The organism is Salmonella sp. 741265116_PST (assembly GCF_046567715.1).
Classification (GTDB): Bacteria; Pseudomonadota; Gammaproteobacteria; order Enterobacterales; family Enterobacteriaceae; genus Salmonella; species Salmonella enterica.
Genome location: NZ_JBKFPH010000021.1, coordinates 24,479 through 44,206 on the forward strand (window position 1 = coordinate 24,479; position 19,728 = coordinate 44,206).

Genomic DNA, 19,728 nt, shown 5'->3' on the forward strand with positions numbered 1-19,728 from the left:
TTTTCTTTTTTGTGACTTTTGTCATGTGTGCTGTTTAAAAAAACGGCGAATGAGACACAAGTAAAAATTAATTACCTCAGTGTATTATTCGTTTTTGACGAAGTAAAAAACTTTCCATAACAAATAGTTATTCATCATTAACGCCATAAACTCGCGTTATTATGCATAAAAACAGCCAAAAGCCCTGTTATGAAAGGGTTGCGCAAGACGCTATGCAAATGATACTGATTATGCGCGTTAAAAAACTCTACAAACCAACGCAACACAAATCATACCCTTTCAGTATGTATTGCTCCCATGCTTTCGGCGGAGAGCAACGCTTCATCGAGGAAGTCTGTTGTTATGAAAAATTTGAAAGTCAGCCTGGCCTGGCAAATTTTGCTGGCTATGGTGCTGGGCATTCTGTTGGGCAGCTATCTGCATTATCACAGTGACAGTCGTGAATGGCTGATTGCCAACCTGCTGTCGCCTGCTGGCGATATCTTTATCCATCTGATTAAAATGATCGTCGTGCCGATCGTGATCTCGACTCTGATTGTCGGCATCGCCGGCGTTGGCGATGCAAAACAGCTAGGCCGTATCGGCGCCAAAACCATTCTCTATTTTGAACTGATCACCACGGTGGCGATTATCCTCGGCATTACGCTGGCGAATGTCTTTCAGCCAGGCTCAGGCATTGATATGTCGCAACTGGCGACCGTCGATATTTCGAAATACCAGAACACCACGGCGGAAGTACAAAGTCATGCGCATGGGCTGATGGGGACGATACTGTCGCTGGTGCCGACCAATATCATCGCATCGATGGCCAAAGGGGATATGCTGCCAATTATCTTTTTCTCGGTCCTGTTTGGGCTGGGGTTGTCGTCCCTGCCGGCAACGCACCGCGAACCGCTGGTGACTGTATTTCGTTCCATCTCTGAGACCATGTTTAAAGTCACCCATATGGTGATGCGCTATGCGCCAGTGGGCGTTTTTGCGCTGATCGCCGTCACGGTGGCGAATTTTGGGTTCGCGTCGCTGTGGCCGCTGGCGAAACTGGTGCTGCTGGTACACTTTGCTATTATCTTCTTTGCGCTGGTGGTGCTGGGCATCGTGGCGCGCCTGTGCGGGTTAAGTATCTGGATTCTGATTCGCATTCTGAAAGATGAATTGATTCTGGCGTACTCGACCGCCAGCTCCGAGAGCGTGCTGCCGCGCATTATCGAGAAGATGGAAGCTTACGGCGCGCCAGCCTCTATCACCAGTTTCGTGGTGCCGACCGGTTACTCATTTAACCTCGACGGCTCCACGTTATACCAGAGCATCGCCGCCATTTTTATCGCGCAGCTATACGGTATCGACCTGTCGCTGTGGCAGGAAATTGTACTGGTGCTGACGCTGATGGTGACGTCGAAAGGGATTGCCGGCGTGCCAGGCGTTTCCTTCGTGGTGTTACTGGCGACGCTGGGCAGCGTGGGCATTCCGCTGGAAGGGCTGGCGTTTATCGCCGGTGTCGACCGTATCCTCGACATGGCGCGTACTGCACTAAATGTGGTGGGGAATGCGCTGGCGGTGCTGGTGATCGCCAAGTGGGAACACAAGTTTGACCGTAAAAAAGCGCTGGCCTACGAGCGCGATGTGCTGGGCAAATTTGATAAGACCGCCCAATAACGGATTGCCGGGTGGCGCTTTGCTTATCTGGCCTACAGCGAAAGAGAATGTAGGCCGGATAAGGCGTTCACGCCGCCATCCGACAACCTGCTCCGGGTTGCCTGATGGCGCTACGCTTATCAGGCCTACAACGACTACGTTCATCCGGCAATAAACATCAGCCATTTGTTAGCGTTTCGAACTCTTCGCAACCGGTATCAAACCCTTCCAGACAGCTTAGATTCAACCAGTGCAACGCCTTCTGCTTGTTCTTTTCAATAAAGCCCGGTTCACCGTTTAAAAACATCATTCCCGCCCAGTATTCTGAATAGCCGGTACGGGAAATAGCGGAACTGCGTTTGAAATACCAGGCGGCTTTTTCATCATCGGCGGCAATGCCTACGCCGTTGGCGTAAATCAGGCCAAGCAACATTTGCGCATCCACCGCGGAGTCGTTATCCAGATCTTCAGAGGCCTTTTGCAGCAGCGAGATGGCTTTTGGGTAGTCCGGGCGCCCGGCCTGGGTGTTGACCAGGATCCGCGCCAGCGTAATTTCTCCCGCTTTACTGCCTGCGTTAGCCGCCTTTTCAGCCAGCTTTTTCGCGTCGGGATAATCCAGGCTTACCGGATTAGTGATTTTGATTTGCGCCAGTAGCGCGCAGGCGTCGGCGTCGCCACTGTCGGCGGCTTTTTGCGCCCAGTATTCAGCTTTGTTCAAATCGCCATAGCTCAACCAACTGTCGGCCAGAAAATATTGTGCGCGTCTGTCACCTGCCTCTGCTGCCTGCAAATACTGGCTACCCGGCTCAGGATCTGCGGCATGGGCAAAGAATGTCATAAACAACATCAATGCAAGAAGTAGTTTCATTTTGAATTTTATTTAGGGTACGGAAAAGACAGTATAAAGAGATCGTATGGATAAAAAAACAGCCTCCGGGCGGAGGCTGTTATAGGGAAAATGCCTGATGGCGATGCTAATGCATCTTATCAGGCCTACAGTAGACGCAGGCCGAATAAAGCATTCTGATGCCGCCATCCGGCAGATCAACCCATTGCGCTTTCGCGCAGGCGGGTTTTCAGCTTGTTGTACTCATCAATCACATACTGCTCGGCGGCTCGCTGATCGGCGATCGGCTCAACGCGTACGGCGCAGTATTTGTACTCCGGCGTTTTGGTAATCGGGCTGAGGTTTTCAGTCACCAGCTCGTTACAGGCGCCAATCCACCACTGGTAGGTCATGTAAATCGCCCCTTTGTTCGGGCGATCGCTGACCTGCGCGCGGGTGATGATTTTGCCTTTGCGCGAATGAACCCACACCAGCGCTTCATCTTCAATGCCCAGACGCGCGGCGTCGGCGGTATTGATTTGCGCATAGCCCGGTTCATCGGCCAGCGCGGCCAGCGCCGCACAGTTACCGGTCATTGAGCGGCAGGAGTAGTGGCCGACTTCGCGCACCGTCGACAGTACCATCGGGTACTCTTCGGTGAGTTTATCGATAGGCGCTACCCAGTCGCAGGTGAAGAACTGCGCCAGACCGTTGGGGGTATCGAACTTCTCTTTAAAGAGGTACGAGGTTCCCTGATCGGCATCCGACGTGTCGCGGCACGGCCACTGGATATAGCCCAGCTCGCCCATTTTCTCGTAAGTGGCGCCGTAGAAATCCGGGCACAGATGACGCAACTCATCCCAGATCTCCTGGGTGTTGTTGTAGTGCATCGGATAGCCCATCCGGGTGGCGATTTCACTGATAATCTGCCAGTCGGTTTTCAGGTCCCACTTCGGCTCAACGGCTTTAAAGAAGCGCTGGAAGCCACGGTCAGCCGCAGAGAAGACGCCTTCATGCTCGCCCCATGAGGTAGAGGGTAAAATCACATCCGCCGCCGACGCGGTTTTGGTCATGAAGATATCCTGCACGATGACCAGTTCCAGATCCTCAAACGCTTTACGTACCGCAGAGAGTTCCGCATCGGTTTGCAGCGGATCTTCACCCATAATGTACGCCGCGCGCACTTCGCCATGCGCCGCACGGTGCGGCAGCTCGCTGATGCGATAGCCGGTATGCGCAGGCAGACTTTCTACGCCCCAGGCTTTAGCGAACTTCTCGCGGTTTTCCGGGAACTTAACGTACTGGTAGCCCGGATAAGTATCCGGCAGCGCGCCCATATCGCACGCGCCCTGAACGTTGTTCTGGCCGCGAACCGGGTTAACGCCCGCGCTTGGCTTGCCGAGGTTACCGGTCAGCATCGCGAGGCTGGTCAGTGAACGCACGGTTTCCACACCCTGATAGAACTGGGTGACGCCCATCCCCCACAAGATCGCTGCGCTTTTCGCGCTGGCATACATCCGCGCCGCCTGACGAATCTCCTGTGCGCTCACGCCAGTGATCTCTTCGACGGACTCCGGCGTATAGCCTTCGACAATCTTACTGTACTCTTCAAAACCTTCGGTACGGCTGGCGACAAACGCTTTGTCGTACAGGTTTTCTTCAATAATGACATGCCCCATGGCGTTGAGCAGCGCGATATTCGAGCCGTTTTTCAACGCGATATGCATGTCGGCAATGCGCGCGGTTTCAATTTTGCGCGGATCGCAGACGATAATTTTCGCCCCGTTGCGTTTAGCGTTAATCACATGATTCGCCACGATAGGGTGGGAATCCGCCGGGTTATACCCGAAGACGAACACTAAATCAGTGTTATCAATTTCGTTAATCGCATTACTCATTGCGCCGTTACCGACCGATTGGTGCAGACCTGCAACCGATGGGCCGTGTCAGACGCGAGCGCAGCAGTCAACGTTATTGGTACCAATAACGGCGCGTGCGAATTTTTGCATTACATAGTTGGTTTCATTTCCGGTACCGCGAGAGGAGCCGGTTGTCTGGATTGCATCCGGACCGTACTTCGCTTTGATGGCGCTCAAACGTTCAGCGACGTAATTGAGCGCTTCATCCCAGGAAACAGATTCCAGTTTGCCGCCACGCTGGCGACGGATCATTGGGGTTTTCAGGCGCGGGGTCAGGATCTGGGTATCATTAATAAAATCCCAGCCGTAGTAGCCCTTCAGACACAGGGTACCCTGGTTGGTTTTCCCCTGCGCCGCCTCAGCCCGGACGATTTTGCCGTTATCGACCACCAGATTGATTTTGCAACCTGATGCGCAATACGGGCAAACCGTGACGACTTTTTTCATCGGTTTCGCTCCAGTTAATCAAATCGCGCATACGCGCTGTCGCCCTCAGTATGCATGTTTTATGCCACTTTTTTAGTATGGGCTTTCCCTGATATTACGGGCGAATTTTGCTCAAAACCCTGACGAAAAACAGGCTATCGTCAGTTTTGACGTGTCGAAAGAAAATGCCGCATGACATTTATTATGGGGAGAAACGCTGAGCGCAGGCCAGATAGGGCGGAGCCGCCATCCGGCAATCTGCTCTGCCTGAAGTGGGGGTTTTTAATAAACTGTCCGGATGGATAGACTCAAGGCCAGGGAACGCTTTGAGACTAACGTCAGGATAGAACAGGCCGCGGCAGGCAGTTCCATACCGCGGCCCGGCTTCAGAGGAGGCTGAAAAGGATTATCGCGGCAAAAATAGCGGCAATAACGAGATATTTCAGCGCGTAATAGAGAGTGCGGTTTTTCTTTTTCAGCCGTTGTCCGGCATCGCGTGCTGCGTGAACGTATTTAAAGATGCGATTAATCGCACCGGTGCGATCGTTCTCGTCGTTTGGCGAACTGGCGGCGGACATCAACGATGCGCCGACCCAGTGGTTTACGCTCTGCGCCCAGCGCCATTTCATTGGGCGCTCAATATCGCAAAAGAGGATAATACGCGTCTGCTCAGTTTTATTTTCCGCCCAATGAACGTAGGTTTCGTCGAAGATGACGGCTTCGCCGTCGCACCAGCTATGGCGCTGTCGATCAACTTCAATAAAACAGCGGTCGTCATTCGGTGTGCTTAACCCAAGATGGTAACGTACTGAACCGGCATAGGGGTCGCGATGTTTTCCCAGATAGGCCCCGGGAGGCAACTCGGCGAACATCGCCGCTTTAATAGAGGGGATGCTGTTGACCAGCTTTGTCGTTATCGGGCATAACGTTTCCGCCGACGGGTGGGCATCGGAATACCATTTAAGGTAAAACCGTTTCCAGCCGCGCTTGAAAAAGGTGTTGAATCCGGCGTCGTTATTGGCCTGCGCGGCTTTTATGTGATGCTGAAGCCGTAGCGCCTCTTCACGAATCACCTGCCAGTTTTCCGTCAGCTTCTGCAGCTCTGGAAATGCCGTGGTATCAAAGTACGGCTGCTTTGCCGGTAACGTTGAGAAGCGAGTCATGAACATATTGATCGGCGCCATAAACGTCGAGTGGTCAAAGAGTTGACGGGAAAGTTTTTGTTTTTCCACACCGCGTGAATGCGCATAAATGACGCTGATAATAAAAATACCGATAATGATTGCTGCGAACATAACGTCACTGTCCTTCTAAGAAAACCTCATCCCGGGATTTTCAGGCAACCCTCCCGGTGATGCCAAAGAGAAAAGTGTAGTTCGTTGACAATAAATTTACATTTCTACAACTTAAAAGGGCCATTTTTGCTAAAGAAGCGAGTCAGCCCGTTTAACCTTTATCCAGGCTTGCCGACAGTAGAATTGAGATGGCTCCGCTACTTCACCCGGTGACGGCTGATTACGTTATGCCTTATCTCCTGATGACGGCTGCCCGATCACAATGCTTTCGTAAACCGAAAATGACTTTGCTTGTAACCTTCGCGAAGATAAAAACGGTGGGCATCGCGGCGTTTAATATTTGTGGAAAGCTCCGTTAGCTCGGCACCAGCCTGACGTGCTTCTTCTTCTGCCCAGGCCAGAAGCTGACTGCCAATTTTTTGTCCCCGCATCGGCGGTAATACCACCAGCTCCTGAATTTCGCCAATCCAGTTGGCATGATGGAGATGAAACTGCATATGCAGGCTGATCATGCCGACCACCTCTCCGTTGCGCAGCGCTAAACGATAATGAACGTTGGGGTCCAGTAAATTAGCGGCAAATCCATCCCTGAAAGCCTGATAATCAAGCTCATTTTTAAGTAACTCACAGATAAGCGCGTAAACAGAATCGGTATCCTCTGTTGTCGCGTGGCGTAATTCACAGACTGGCATAATGTCCTCCCGACGCTTCATCAGGATCAACCATCTTTCGCCAGACTGTAGCAAACTACCGTCATGATTTATTCTATGACAGTTAAACGGTGGATAACGTGCAGCCAGAGATCAATCTGATGACAAGGGGGAGGGCGAGCCTCCCGGGGAGTTAGGTGGCAGGCTGAAGTTTAACCACGTTAATCATCCACGGCACACCGAAACGATCGCTGACCTTGCCGAAACCCTGCGCCCAGAAGGTTTCCTGCCAGTCCATTTCGATTTGCCCTTGTGCGGCAAGGTTATCAAACCAGCGCTTCCCTTCTGCTACATCCTGGGTATCAAGCACCAGCGTAAAGCCGGAATAATGCGCCGTTCCCGACGCGCTGGCATCACTCATCATGATATCGCTGCCGGCAATGCGCATGTTGGCGTGGGCGATAGCAGTATCGGGAAAGCGCATTCCTGACGGGCAGCCCTCTTCGTTATCCGCCGCCGAGGGGGGCATTTCACCGAAGCTGAGTTTATAAAGCAGTTCTGCGCCTAACGTTTGTTGATAATACGCGATGGCGTCGGCACAGTTGCCGGCAAAAGAGAGATAGGGACTTAACGGCATGATGGTTACCTCAGGTAAGAGATGCTCGTTAAGTGTAGTTCGAAATTGGCACAATATTGTCGGTGGCAGGGCCGCTCAGGCCCGGTAAGCGAGGCGCTACCGGGCAATGATACGGTAAATCAGTTCTTTTTCACGAACTCGGATTTCAGTTTCATCGGGCCAAAACCATCGATTTTGCAGTCGATGTTATGGTCGCCTTCAACCAGACGAATGTTCTTCACTTTGGTGCCGATTTTCAGCATGGAAGAGCTGCCTTTTACTTTCAGATCTTTCACGATGGTGACGCTATCGCCGTCCGCCAGCAGGTTGCCGTTGGCGTCTTTGACAATCAGTTCATCGCTCTCCTGAGCGGGTTCCGCATCGTTCCATTCGTGAGCGCATTCCGGGCAGATGAACATGCCGTTATCTTCGTAGGTATATTCGGAGTTACATTGCGGGCAGTGGGGTAATGACATGTTGGTATCCTCAAAAAGTCAGCGGGGGCAAACGCGCCCAAAAATGGCAGATCGCCGAAAAAGGCCGCAATTATACACAAAATCCTTAGCGTTGTCGGGACTATTGCCGCTTTTATAAATGGGTCTGCGCCACGCCAGTCAGCAATGGTTTACACTCGAATAACCGCTTTTTTACTGTCACCACAGCGCATTAGGGCGTCCTTGTTTACACCTTTTGACCGAATTGACATATATGTGTGAAGTTGATCACATATTTAAACCCTGTTAGGGTAAAAAGGTCATTAACTGCCCATTCAGGCGTCAACAGGTTCGGTTGTACAGTCCGTAACCGGACAGTGTAAGTAAACCTGCTACGCTTGTATGAGGGATAGCGTTCGCGCCCCTCCCTCCGCTCGACGACGACGCTGGCGCGGTATGCCAGTGCCCGCCGTATATAGCGCTACAGGGCTTAGCCTATGAGGACAGCTATGCTGAAAAGGAAAAAAATAAAACCGATTACACTGGGCGATGTGACCATCATTGATGATGGTAAACTTCGCAAAGCGATTACCGCCGCCTCGCTGGGCAACGCGATGGAGTGGTTTGATTTTGGTGTTTATGGATTTGTTGCCTACGCGTTGGGTAAAGTCTTTTTCCCCGGCGCCGATCCCAGCGTCCAGATGATTGCCGCGCTGGCCACGTTTTCCGTTCCCTTCCTGATTCGTCCGCTCGGCGGGTTATTCTTTGGTATGCTCGGCGATAAATACGGGCGCCAGAAGATCCTGGCGATCACGATTGTGATTATGTCGATCAGTACCTTCTGTATCGGGTTAATCCCCTCTTACGCGACGATCGGTATCTGGGCGCCAATACTGTTGTTAATATGTAAAATGGCGCAGGGCTTCTCGGTTGGCGGGGAATATACCGGCGCGTCGATCTTTGTCGCGGAATATTCGCCGGATCGTAAACGCGGATTTATGGGAAGCTGGCTGGATTTTGGTTCCATCGCCGGATTCGTGCTGGGCGCGGGCGTGGTGGTCTTAATCTCGACGATTGTCGGCGAGGAGAATTTCCTGGAGTGGGGCTGGCGTATTCCGTTCTTTATCGCCCTGCCATTGGGAATTATTGGTCTCTACTTACGCCATGCGCTGGAGGAGACTCCAGCGTTTCAGCAGCACGTGGATAAACTGGAGCAGGGCGACCGCGAAGGGTTGCAGGATGGGCCGAAAGTCTCCTTTAAAGAGATTGCCACCAAACACTGGCGTAGCCTGTTGTCATGTATCGGTCTGGTGATTGCCACCAACGTGACCTACTACATGCTGCTCACCTACATGCCGAGCTACCTGTCGCATAACCTGCACTATTCTGAAGATCACGGCGTGTTGATTATCATCGCCATTATGATCGGGATGCTGTTTGTGCAGCCGGTGATGGGGCTGCTGAGCGACCGTTTCGGTCGTCGTCCGTTTGTGATTATGGGCAGCATTGCGCTGTTCGCGCTGGCGATCCCGGCCTTTATCCTGATTAACAGTAACGTTATTGGCCTGATTTTTGCCGGTTTGTTGATGCTGGCGGTGATTCTGAACTGCTTTACCGGGGTGATGGCCTCGACATTGCCGGCGATGTTTCCGACGCATATTCGTTACAGCGCGCTGGCGGCGGCTTTTAATATCTCTGTATTGATTGCCGGTCTGACGCCAACGCTGGCGGCTTGGCTGGTGGAAAGCTCGCAGGATCTGATGATGCCGGCATATTATTTGATGGTCATCGCAGTGATAGGCTTGATTACCGGTATTTCCATGAAAGAGACGGCCAATCGCCCGCTAAAAGGCGCAACGCCAGCGGCGTCGGACATCCAGGAAGCGAAGGAAATTCTGGGCGAGCATTACGATAATATTGAGCAGAAAATCGACGACATCGATCAGGAAATTGCGGAGCTGCAGGTCAAACGTTCGCGTCTGGTACAGCAACATCCGCGCATCGATGAATAAATTTCGCGCTTAAGGTTCGCTTAATCTCTCGCGGGCATACTCTCCTCCATACCTTTGGAGGAGAGCGTCATGAAAAGCTATATTTATAAAAGTTTGACGACCCTGTGTAGTGTGCTGATTGTCAGCAGTTTTATCTATGTGTGGGTCACGACGTATTAAACGCCTGTTATGCCTTTTTCAACAGCACCCAGGCACGGGTGCCTGTTCTTTCCGTACGGTTTTGCAGGAAAAACTGTCCCTGATGTAGCTGGGTGATGCGGCTGACGATACTCAGCCCCAGGCCAATTCCGCCATAACGGCTGTCCATCCGCACGAACGCTTCGCTTAGCTTCCCGCATTTGCTTTCATCAATACCCGGACCCTCGTCTTCGACCGCCATAATAGCGTCGGGGTCGGCGCTAATGTGGATAGTGATATGGGTTCCTTCAGGGCTATAGCGATGCGCGTTTTCCACCAGATTTCGCAGCAGCATACGCAGTAACGTCGCGTCACCGCGCACCACCACGTCCGCCGCGCTTTCCGGCAGCAACAGAGTTTGCTGGCGCGTTTCCAGCATGGTGTTCAGCTCATCGTAGGAGGGGAGGATCACATCTTCCAGCAGTTTTACTTCCTGATAATTCCCGGAAGAGAATGACTGGCCCACGCGCGCCAGTTGCAGAAGCTGGGAGACGCTATCCATCATCTGGTCAAGACGGGCGATAAGCGGCGCGACATCAACATTGTGGGTTTTTGACAATAATTCCAGATGCAAACGCACCCCCGACAGCGGCGTGCGTAGCTCATGGGCCACATCGGCGGTAAAAAGGCGTTCATTGTCGAGCGTGGTGGTCAAACGCGTAACCAGTTGATTGATCGCCGAGACGACGGACTCAATCTCAAGCGTGGAGCTGTGAATGGCGATCGGCGCCAGATTATCCGCCGTCCGCGCTTCCAGCTCTTTTTGCAGTTCGGCGAGCGGACGGGTAATACGCCGTACCGCCTGGTAACAAATTAGCAGCGTCAGGCTAACCATAAATACGCCGGGGACGATCAGGCTGGCGACCGCCTCGCGAATTTCGTGCATGATATGGCGATCGTTGTTGCGATTATCCCGCAGCGCCTGCTCGAACAATTGGATTTGCTCAGTGCTTTCATGCCATAACCAGAAGGTACTGATTAACTGGAACACCAGCAGAATAAGACCAATTGTCAGCATTAAACGCTGGCGAAGGGTCATCGCTCTTCGCTGAAAACGCATCAGGCTCACTTAGCTTTCCTCAGTGGCAACCAGCATGTAGCCAAACCCGCGAACCGTGCGAATGCGCGACTTGCCGACTTTGTCGCGCAAATTATGTATATGCACTTCCAGAGTGTTGGTCGAGGGTTCGTTATCCCAGTTGTAGATATCGTTATAAAGAATTTCCCGGTGCACCGGGCTGCCTGCCTTGAGCATCAACCGTGAGAGCAGCGCGTACTCCTTAGGCGTCAGGGTCAGTTCCTGTCCATCCCTCCATGCCTGATGGCGGCCTATATTGAGCGTCAGATTGCCAACCGTCAGTTCACTTTCACCCTGATTATTATGGCGGCGCAGCAGCGCGCGGATGCGGGCGTGCAACTCCTCCAGGGCGAAGGGTTTAACCAGATAATCATCTGCGCCGACATCCAGCCCGGTAATGCGGTCATTGAGCGTATCGCGGGCGGTCAGAATGAGTACCGGCAGGGTGTATTTTTTCTGTCGGATTCGCGTCAGGAAATGCAGGCCATCCTCATCAGGCAGCCCTAAATCCAGCACCATCAGACTGTAATGACCAGACTCCAGACTATGCTCGGCGGCACGCGCTGTCGAAACGCCATCACACGCATAGCCTTCGGTTTGCGCGGCGAGTATTAACCCCTGTAATAATAGCGTGTCGTCTTCAACAATCAGTATCTTCATTCGCTTAGTCTCCTGCACGGTTGCAGAATATCATCTGCGGCCTGGTAATACGTCGTTTGTACGCCGGTTAATCCCAGCATGGTTGAGAAAAGATTGTCCTGTGAATAATCCAGCGTGCTCGCCCGTTTTTGCAGGCAGGCCTGATCCACCTGATAACGCTGTTGATAATCTTTAGAAAGCCAAATGAGCATCGGGACATGTTTTTGCGTATCCGGCGCAATGGAATACGGCAGACCGTGTAAATAAACGCCATTTTCACCCAATGATTCGCCGTGATCGGAAAGATAGACCAGGCTGGTTGTGAATTTATCCTGATGAGATTTCAGCAGGTTAATGGCTTTATCTACAATATAGTCCACGTACAGCACGGTATTATCATAGGTGTTGATCAACTGCTGTTGGGAACAGTTCTGAATTTCGTTAGTGTCACAGGTTGGGGTAAATTTTTTAAACTGCGGTGGATAACGGTTGTAATAGGTTGGGCCGTGGCTGCCGATGGTATGTAATACAATAACGCCATCGCCTTTCAAATGGTCGATATAGTCTTCCGGACCGTGAAATAACACTTCATCGTAGCACTCGCCGTCGATACATTGTCCGGGCAGGTTTAGCTCGGTGACATTTTGATGCGGAACGCGATCGCATGCGCCTTTACAGCCGCCGTCATTATCATTCCACAGTACGTTAATCCCCGCGCGCTGGATAATATCCAGTAGCCCTTCCTGGTGATGCGCCAGCTCTTCGTCATAATGTTTGCGCGGCATATCAGAAAACATGCAGGGAACAGAGATCGCGGTCGCCGTACCGCAAGAGGTGGTATGCGGGAAGTAGATCACATCGTCTTTTGCCAGCCGCGGATTGGTGTCGCGCGGATAGCCGCCAGGAGAGAAATCATCGCCGCGCGAGGTTTCGCCAACGATGAGAATCGTCAGGTTTTTGCGATCGCCTTTCAGCATTAATGGATTGCGATGGGCATCCTCGCCAATGCGTACCAGCGGCAAATTCGCCAGCCGTTGATGCGAATACCATGACCAACTGGCGACAATACTGTTCGATGGGCTTAACGCTTTGATCAACTGTTTATTATTTCGAAATAGCGAGGCGTAATCTTTATAGAAAAAGGCGGCGACCAGAATAACTAATAAAATAGAGATCAGGACGCTGGCCAGGCGGTAAAGCCCGCTACGTAAGCGCGGCGTCGCCGGGCGGATTTTGACCCAGAAGGCAATTACGGCTGCCAGAACGCCGCTTAATCCCAGCGTCAGCACCATTTGCGGCGTCATCAGCGCAAAGGTTTCCGCGGGCGTGGTATCCATCATATTGGCGATCATGGAGCGATCGATGATGATGCCGTAAGTCAAAATAAAATACTGCGCGGCAGCGCCGACCAGAATAAAAACGCAGGCCAGCAGTCGGTTTAGCCAAATAAATGAGGCCAGCGTCAGCACACTATTGACCACGCTAAACGCGACGACCGGCATGGAAATAAACACCAGTACATTGCGTAGCGAGTTTAACGGTAGGTCTTGTAGTACCTGCTTGTAGAACGCAATGTTCAGGCAGACGGCAATATAAAAGGAAAAAAGCAGAAGCCAGGCGATTTGCCCAAGAACAGGTCTTTTAAGAAAGCGCTTTAACATGTTGATGCGTCCATCGATTCGGTGACGCTAATCGTGACAAAGTAAAATTAAGTGAACCTTAAGAACTTAATGTTGGTGGTGGCCGGATAATCTACCTATCCGGCCTGTTGCGATAACATTAACTACACGTGGTCAATCCTGTTTAACCGGCGCATCCAGCGGATACGGGTTTTTGTGAATGCGGTTGTAGTTCAACGCATACAGCGCGGTGATCACCATCAACGTGACGAACGACCACATCACTTCTTTGGCGCCGGAACCGATGACCGCCCAGATGCAATACACAAACGCGACGAAGGTAATCAGCAGATACAGCGGGCGCGCTTTACCAAAGTGACCGTGGCCCAACAGCAACAGCGCGGCACAGGTGTAAAGATAAGGCACCAGGGTGAAGATAACCGACACGGAGGAGACCAGACCAAACTCTTTCGCGGCGTTCGGCGACATACTGCTGAACTGGAAGATAGTCATCAGCACGCCGACGATAAGCAACCCAGCCACTGGCGTACCGGCTTTATTAACCCGCGCGAAGATTGGCGGGAAGAGACCATCGTCCGCCGCCGCTTTTGCGGTTTGACCGGCAAGCAGCGTCCAACCGCCGAGAGAGCCCAGGCACCCCGCTGCCGCACAGAAGGAAACAATAGCCCCTGCGGTATTGCCCAGCGCCATACGCGCCGCGTCACCGAAAGGCGATGCCGATACACGCAGCGCCGCGTTGGGGATCATCCCCATAATCGCCGTTGTGGAGAGTACATAGCAGACGGCGGCGATCAGTACCCCGCCGATGGTGGCGATAGGCACGTTGCGTTTCGGGTTTTTGACCACACCGGCCGCAACGGAGGCGCTTTCTACCCCGATGAATGACCATAACGTGACGTTCAACGTGCTTTGAATTGCGCCGAAGGTATTCATGCCGCTCACGTTCCAGGCCGCCATATAGGTTTCGCCTTTAAACCAGAACCAGCCGAAGACCGCAATCCCTACGATAGGCACCAGCGCCAGTACGGTAGCGACGGCCTGTACGCGGGTAATCATTTTTGGCCCGACGATGTTCAGCAGAACAAAAATCCACAGCACCGCGACGCAGGTAAGCGTTAATACCAGCGGATCTTTCAGAATCGGGAAGAAATAGCTCAGATAGCCGACGCCGATAACGACCATCGCGATATTACCGATCCAGCATGCCAGCCAGTACAGCACGTTCGTTTGATAGCCCAAAAACGGCCCGAAGCAGCGGCGTGCGTAGGCATAGGAACCGCCGGGACTGGGATCTAAGGACGACATTTTGGCATAAACCATCGACAGCGCCAGGGCGCCGATGATAGTGACCAGCCATCCGTAGATTGCAATCCCGCCAGTGGCCGCCAGATTGGCAGGGAGTAAGAATACCCCTGAACCCATAATATTCCCCGATACCATTAAGGTGACGGGGATTAGGCCCACTTTGTGAGCATCAGCATCCGAAGACATAATTTGGACTCCTGAAAAGGTGACTTCGTTACGATAAATTACGTCGTATCATACCCCCTCAGAATGCCGCTGAATTATATCGGAGACGGCTTATCGCCAATGCTGATATTATCGTGTCTTATCGTTGAGTGTAGAAAAATTAGGCAGCCGATCGTTCCCGATGTTGGCTAACATAATGCAGGGGGGTCATACCATAAAACTCTTTAAACACGGAAATAAAGTACGACGTGCTGTTATACCCACAAAGCTGTGAGACTTGAGAGATATTCTTCCCGTCCATTAATAATTGGTTTACGGCATAACGCATTCGGCAGGTCGTGATTATTTGGCTATAACTGGTACTCTCGTTTTTGAGCTTTTTCTTTAACAAACTTGGACTCAGGCACAGGCAGCTGGCAACGGCGCTCAGATTCCAGTCTTTATGAATATCGCTCTGAATGATGTGGTAAACGCTGTCACTGATGCGGCTGCGCAGCATGTGCATTAACAAAGAAATAAATTTTTTGTGGTCAAGAAAGCGGGATAAAACGGTGAAAAGGAGCGCACGGGTACGTTCAATAACAATTTCATCCAGTGTTTCCATCGCGCTGTAGCGGGCGGCAACCCTGAAGATGTCCGGCGTCAGACAGGTGGCGGTCAATAAGGGATCGGCGTTGCGTTGCCAGACGGGAAGATGTGAGAGATCTTTATTCAGGAATTGTAAATAGTCTTTAATATTATTGCGACTCACTTGTATTACTAGCACACTATTTAATGATGAAATGTCAATAACGTTATTTTCACAAGCCAGAATGGCCATATGATTCGCTTTTAAACTGATTGGCTCCTTACCATTTACTCGTAACCATGTGTCTTTTTCGGTTAATAACACTATGCAAGGTTCGTTGCTGCAAATCCTCATACCCGAACTCCTGGAATATGAACATAAAATACCGGATCTCGCCAAACAGGAGAGATAACGGGGACTGAATCAATTGTGTGATGAATTGAACCTGCACTAAAATAACTTTCCTGAATAATATTACAACATTTGTACGATGAATTAGGGTGTACAAAAAGTTGTACGCGAGTGGAAACTTGTCATTTTTGTATAAAAAAAGCGCGGGATGGGGCCCGCGCAAAAAGGTATGACAGTATTATTGTTTTGCAGCAATACTCAGGGAATACATGCCATCCTCAAAAAAAAGACTCTTTGTGATTAGGCTTTCACGCACATAACGTGATATACGCCATCTTTAATTTCCGTGCCTTCGGTTTCATGCTCAAAGCCAGGGAAGTGATGATCCCAGGATTGCAGTGAGCGTAAGTAACCCACCTGCGGACTGTTTTCATCGCCAAAGTTTTCGCCGGAGAGCAGCATCGGGATTCCTGGCGGGTAAGGAATAACGGAGTTCGCCGCAATGCGACCCGGTAGATTTTCAATCGCCACCATTTCAATATTGTCGTTCACGATCGCGTTGTAGGCGTCGCGCGGGGTAATCTCCGCGACCGGCAGGGTGGAATAGGCGGCGTTGAGACGGGCGCCAGGGTTATTTTCACGTAGCCAGGCAAACATTTTATCGCCCAGGTCATGAATACCCATGTTCGCGTAAGTGTCAGGATAATCCTGCACCAGTTCCGGCATCACCTGCGCCAGCGGCGTATTCGCGTCGTAATGATGTTTGAAGGAACACAGCGTGTTGATCAGCGTCCCCCATTTCCCGCGAGTTACCCCCATAGAGAACAGGAACATAATCTGGAAGTCGGTGGTGCGGGTCGGCACGATACCGTGGCGGCCAAGCCATGCTGTGACCAGCGCAGCAGGTACGCCGGATGCTTCCAGTTCGCCATCGTCGCCCATACCCGGCGCCAGAATACTGACTTTAATCGGGTCCAGCATACTCCAGTTATCCGGCAGGTCTTTAAAGCCGTGCCAGGTTTCCCCAGGGCGCATGACCCAGCAGTTCTGGTCGGTTGCCAGCAGTTTTGCCGGCGCGTCGGCGAAGTCATACGTTTTACCGGTTTGTGGATCGGTGACGACGTCTTTATTCCACGGTTTAAAGAACCAGTCGCCTTCATCGGTAAACTCTTTATAAAGACGCGCCATCGCCTGACGGAAATCAACCGCTTCGTCAATCACCTCTTGAGTCAGGGACAGGCCGCTATTACCGTCCATCATCGATACCGCCACATCGTTGGATGCGCAGATGGCATATAACGGAGAGGTGGTGGCATGCATCATATATGCCTGGTTGAAGCGGGAGAAATTCACCGCGCCACGGCCTTCACGGACGTGAATGTAGGAAGCTTGTGAAAGCGCATTCAGTAATTTGTGCGTGGAGTGGGTGGCAAACACGGTCGGACCGTTATGGTCGCCTGGCTCACCGCGCATCGCGTAGTGATCGCAATAAATCGGGTTGAAGCGCGCATAGCCGTACCATGCTTCGTCGAAGTGAATGCGATCGCTGGTTTTTGCCAGCAGATCCTGCGCCTCTTTGGCGTTATAGCATACGCCGTCATAGGTACAGTTGGTCACCACGCTGTAAGACGGTTTCTGTCCGGCTTTGGTTTTGGTCAGCGGGCTGGCGCTGATTTTTTTCTGCAAGGTTTCAGGCTGCATTTCCTGCGGGTAGATTGGCCCGATAATGCCGTAACGGTTACGGCTTGGCACCATATATACCGGTTTGGCCCCGGTGAGGATCAGCCCCTGCTCGATGGATTTATGGCAGTTACGATCCAGTACAACGACATCATTATCCGTCATACAGGCCTGCATAATAGTACGGTTAGAACCGGAGGTTCCGACAACCACGGACCAGGAGCGGTCAGCACCGAATACGCGGGCGGCGTTTTTCTCGCTTTCGCCAAACGCGCCGGTATGGTCGAGGAGTGAACCGAGCGTGGTACGCTCAATCCCCATATCGCTGCGGAACAGGTTTTCGCCATAATAATCGTGATAAAAGCGACCGGCAGGCGTTTTAGTGAAACCGACGCCGCCCTGGTGTCCCGGTGCCGCCCATGAATATTCATGAATGTCGCTGTATTTCATCAACGCGTTAAACAGCGGCGGTAACAGTTGCTGGCGATACCGGGTCATGGCGGCAACGGCGCGTCCGGCGATAAAGTCAGCGGTGTCTTCCAGAATCCAGGCGAATTCATCGACAAGCTCCAGCAGGTCGCGGTCCAGCGATGCCGTCGCTTTTTCCCTGTCGCCTAACAGGAAAACGGGCACGTTTTGCTGACGCTCGTGAAGCTTACCGATCAATTGCCTGACGCTCAGGTGCTCATCCGGTTGTTCCATTTGGTAGCTAAACATCAGACAGTCAATGGCTTCGTTCGCGGACAAGATGGCATAGCCGTCATCGAAGGATGTCGATTTAATGACGGTAACATTTTGTTGGCTCAAGGCATCCGCCAGACGCTCAACCGCGTTGCCAACCCAGGTGTCCTGATGCAGAAACTCACTTTCAACAATTAATACTTTCATCATCTTTTACCCGGTTATGGAGGCCGTGCAATTTACACCTTGCCGGCCCGCCGTATGAATGTGACGTGGGCAAGTATTACCCCGTCAAATAGGGGGTGTAAAGTGATGGAATAATGGTCAATTATTGATATTATGTTTTAATAAACAATGAGTTAATTATTGATATCGAGCGATTTTACCTGCCGTTTATCGACAGGTGAATTATTTTTTTGGCTGATAGTGGTATCCGGTTTTAGCCGGGCATCGTCTGGCGTCGTTGCTGGCTTAGCTTGCGGTATTGTTGCGGCGACATGCCGACAAATTTGCTGAAAGTACTGTAAAAACGGCTGCTGGATCGGAACCCGGCAGTCAGAGCGACATCGAGGATCGTTTTGTCAGTATCGCTCAATAAGGCACGTACGTGATTGATGCGCATCGCCGTGATGTACTGCTTCATCGTCAATTGCATAACCCGCTGGAATATTCCCATCGCGTAATTAGCATTGAGTTTGACATGCTCCGCGACGTCGTTAATGGTGAGCGCCTGATCGTAGTTATCGGCAATAAATCCCAGCATCTGGCTTACGTAAAACTGCGCATGGCGTGAGACGCTATTCTTATGGGTGCGTGATGTTTTATTGAGCAAAATGGGCTGCCAGCCGGAAAGACTAAAACGTTTAAGCATCAGGCCGATTTCATCGATCGCCAACTGACGAATTTGCTCATTCGGGCTGCTTGTTTCCTGCTGCCAGCGCAACACTTCAAAGGTGCTAAGCTGCTGGGTCGCCAGTGATTTAACCACCATCCCGTGCGTGACGTGGTTGATAAGATCGCGATCCAGCGGCCAGGAGAGAAACAGGTGCATCGGCAAACTGAAAATCGCCATCTGGCGGCAGTTGCCGGGGCGGGTAAGCTGGTGTGGCGTACAGGCCCAAAACAGGGTGATATGTCCCTGCTTTATTTGCACGACTTCATTGTTAATTAAATACTCCACATCGCCGTCAAACGGAACATTCACTTCTACTTGCCCATGCCAGTGACTGCTGGCCATTCTGTGCGGCGGCCTCAGTTCAACGTCCAGTCGTTGATATTCGGAATAGAGCGACAGCGGGCTACGGGTTTGCTTTTCATCGCCGTTGCACATGTGCGGGTCGGGCGGGAGGAGGGATATTGCTTGCGTACTCATCGTCACTCCATTTCCTGAATTATCAGAATTATGCCCCTTTAGCCGGGAGGAAACCGGGAATCCGGACACAGAATCCGTCGATATTGTAGAGCGTAGCCTGACTTTCAGGCCGAATACTCTGCTTTTTACGCCATTTTGCCCCAAAAACTCAGATCTTCCGCGCGTCAGCATACGATCTGAGTTTTCGGGAATGCTCATCGGGGAAGACGGAGGTTTTCACCGGGAACGCGTGCCACCATGAAGATGTTCACTACTGTTCTGG

16 protein-coding genes are annotated in these 19,728 nt (G+C 51.8%); 3 read left to right on the forward strand and 13 right to left on the reverse strand.

Translation table 11 applies throughout. The features are described 5' to 3' along the window. Positions 1-342 precede the first annotated feature (342 nt). Positions 343-1,653, forward strand: coding sequence for a glutamate/aspartate:proton symporter GltP (gene gltP / locus ACLD11_RS15205; protein WP_000793278.1), 1,311 nt, complete (start codon positions 343-345; stop codon positions 1,651-1,653). A 157-nt stretch (positions 1,654-1,810) separates the two neighbouring features. Here the strand turns inward: gltP and yjcO are convergent, their stop codons facing one another. The 6 genes from yjcO to ACLD11_RS15235 all read right to left on the reverse strand — a co-directional run bounded on the left by yjcO (position 1,811) and on the right by ACLD11_RS15235 (position 7,840). Next, positions 1,811-2,500, reverse strand: a complete 690-nt coding sequence (gene yjcO / locus ACLD11_RS15210; protein WP_000771454.1) for a Sel1 family TPR-like repeat protein YjcO — start codon at positions 2,498-2,500, stop codon at positions 1,811-1,813. Positions 2,501-2,676: 176 nt separating this feature from the next. Then, positions 2,677-4,824 (reverse strand): formate dehydrogenase H subunit alpha, selenocysteine-containing, encoded by a 2,148-nt coding sequence (locus tag ACLD11_RS15215; RefSeq protein ID WP_011233236.1) that lies wholly within the window; start codon positions 4,822-4,824, stop codon positions 2,677-2,679. 365 nt (positions 4,825-5,189) lie between these two features. After that, positions 5,190-6,098 carry a lipid A hydroxylase LpxO gene (gene lpxO / locus ACLD11_RS15220; RefSeq protein ID WP_411015076.1) on the reverse strand — a complete coding sequence of 303 codons (909 nt, stop codon included), beginning with the start codon at positions 6,096-6,098 and terminating at the stop codon, positions 5,190-5,192. Positions 6,099-6,355: 257 nt separating this feature from the next. Further along, complete coding sequence (gene phnO / locus ACLD11_RS15225; RefSeq protein WP_001526214.1) at positions 6,356-6,790, reverse strand: aminoalkylphosphonate N-acetyltransferase; 435 nt, start codon at positions 6,788-6,790, stop codon at positions 6,356-6,358. Positions 6,791-6,941: 151 nt separating this feature from the next. Further along, positions 6,942-7,385: a VOC family metalloprotein YjdN gene (yjdN, locus tag ACLD11_RS15230; RefSeq protein ID WP_411015077.1), complete on the reverse strand. Its 444-nt coding sequence runs from the start codon at positions 7,383-7,385 to the stop codon at positions 6,942-6,944. Positions 7,386-7,504: 119 nt separating this feature from the next. Then, positions 7,505-7,840 (reverse strand): zinc ribbon domain-containing protein YjdM, encoded by a 336-nt coding sequence (locus ACLD11_RS15235; RefSeq protein WP_000056482.1) that lies wholly within the window; start codon positions 7,838-7,840, stop codon positions 7,505-7,507. Between the two features lie 467 nt (positions 7,841-8,307). On the opposite strand from ACLD11_RS15235, the gene proP reads away from it, so the two are divergent. Both proP and pmrR read left to right on the forward strand, forming a co-directional pair. Beyond that, positions 8,308-9,810: a glycine betaine/L-proline transporter ProP gene (gene proP, locus ACLD11_RS15240; protein WP_000919703.1), complete on the forward strand. Its 1,503-nt coding sequence runs from the start codon at positions 8,308-8,310 to the stop codon at positions 9,808-9,810. A 69-nt stretch (positions 9,811-9,879) separates the two neighbouring features. Then, positions 9,880-9,969, forward strand: coding sequence for an LpxT activity modulator PmrR (gene pmrR, locus ACLD11_RS15245; RefSeq protein ID WP_000844399.1), 90 nt, complete (start codon positions 9,880-9,882; stop codon positions 9,967-9,969). 7 nt (positions 9,970-9,976) lie between these two features. Here the strand turns inward: pmrR and pmrB are convergent, their stop codons facing one another. From pmrB to melR, 7 genes are all read right to left on the reverse strand, one after another. Then, positions 9,977-11,047 (reverse strand): two-component system sensor histidine kinase PmrB, encoded by a 1,071-nt coding sequence (gene pmrB, locus ACLD11_RS15250; protein ID WP_001212189.1) that lies wholly within the window; start codon positions 11,045-11,047, stop codon positions 9,977-9,979. A gap of 9 nt (positions 11,048-11,056) precedes the next feature. Continuing rightward, positions 11,057-11,725: a two-component system response regulator PmrA gene (gene pmrA, locus ACLD11_RS15255; protein ID WP_000697899.1), complete on the reverse strand. Its 669-nt coding sequence runs from the start codon at positions 11,723-11,725 to the stop codon at positions 11,057-11,059. Continuing rightward, positions 11,722-13,365 carry a phosphoethanolamine transferase EptA gene (eptA, locus tag ACLD11_RS15260; RefSeq protein ID WP_411015078.1) on the reverse strand — a complete coding sequence of 548 codons (1,644 nt, stop codon included), beginning with the start codon at positions 13,363-13,365 and terminating at the stop codon, positions 11,722-11,724. Before eptA ends, pmrA begins: the two co-directional genes overlap by 4 nt. A gap of 132 nt (positions 13,366-13,497) precedes the next feature. Beyond that, positions 13,498-14,835: an arginine/agmatine antiporter gene (gene adiC, locus ACLD11_RS15265; protein ID WP_411015079.1), complete on the reverse strand. Its 1,338-nt coding sequence runs from the start codon at positions 14,833-14,835 to the stop codon at positions 13,498-13,500. Positions 14,836-14,974: 139 nt separating this feature from the next. Further along, positions 14,975-15,736 carry an AraC family transcriptional regulator gene (locus ACLD11_RS15270; RefSeq protein ID WP_411012009.1) on the reverse strand — a complete coding sequence of 254 codons (762 nt, stop codon included), beginning with the start codon at positions 15,734-15,736 and terminating at the stop codon, positions 14,975-14,977. A gap of 297 nt (positions 15,737-16,033) precedes the next feature. Continuing rightward, positions 16,034-18,301: an arginine decarboxylase gene (gene adiA / locus ACLD11_RS15275; protein WP_183060060.1), complete on the reverse strand. Its 2,268-nt coding sequence runs from the start codon at positions 18,299-18,301 to the stop codon at positions 16,034-16,036. A gap of 232 nt (positions 18,302-18,533) precedes the next feature. Continuing rightward, positions 18,534-19,466, reverse strand: a complete 933-nt coding sequence (gene melR, locus ACLD11_RS15280; RefSeq protein WP_000106992.1) for a transcriptional regulator MelR — start codon at positions 19,464-19,466, stop codon at positions 18,534-18,536. Positions 19,467-19,728: the final 262 nt, after the last annotated feature.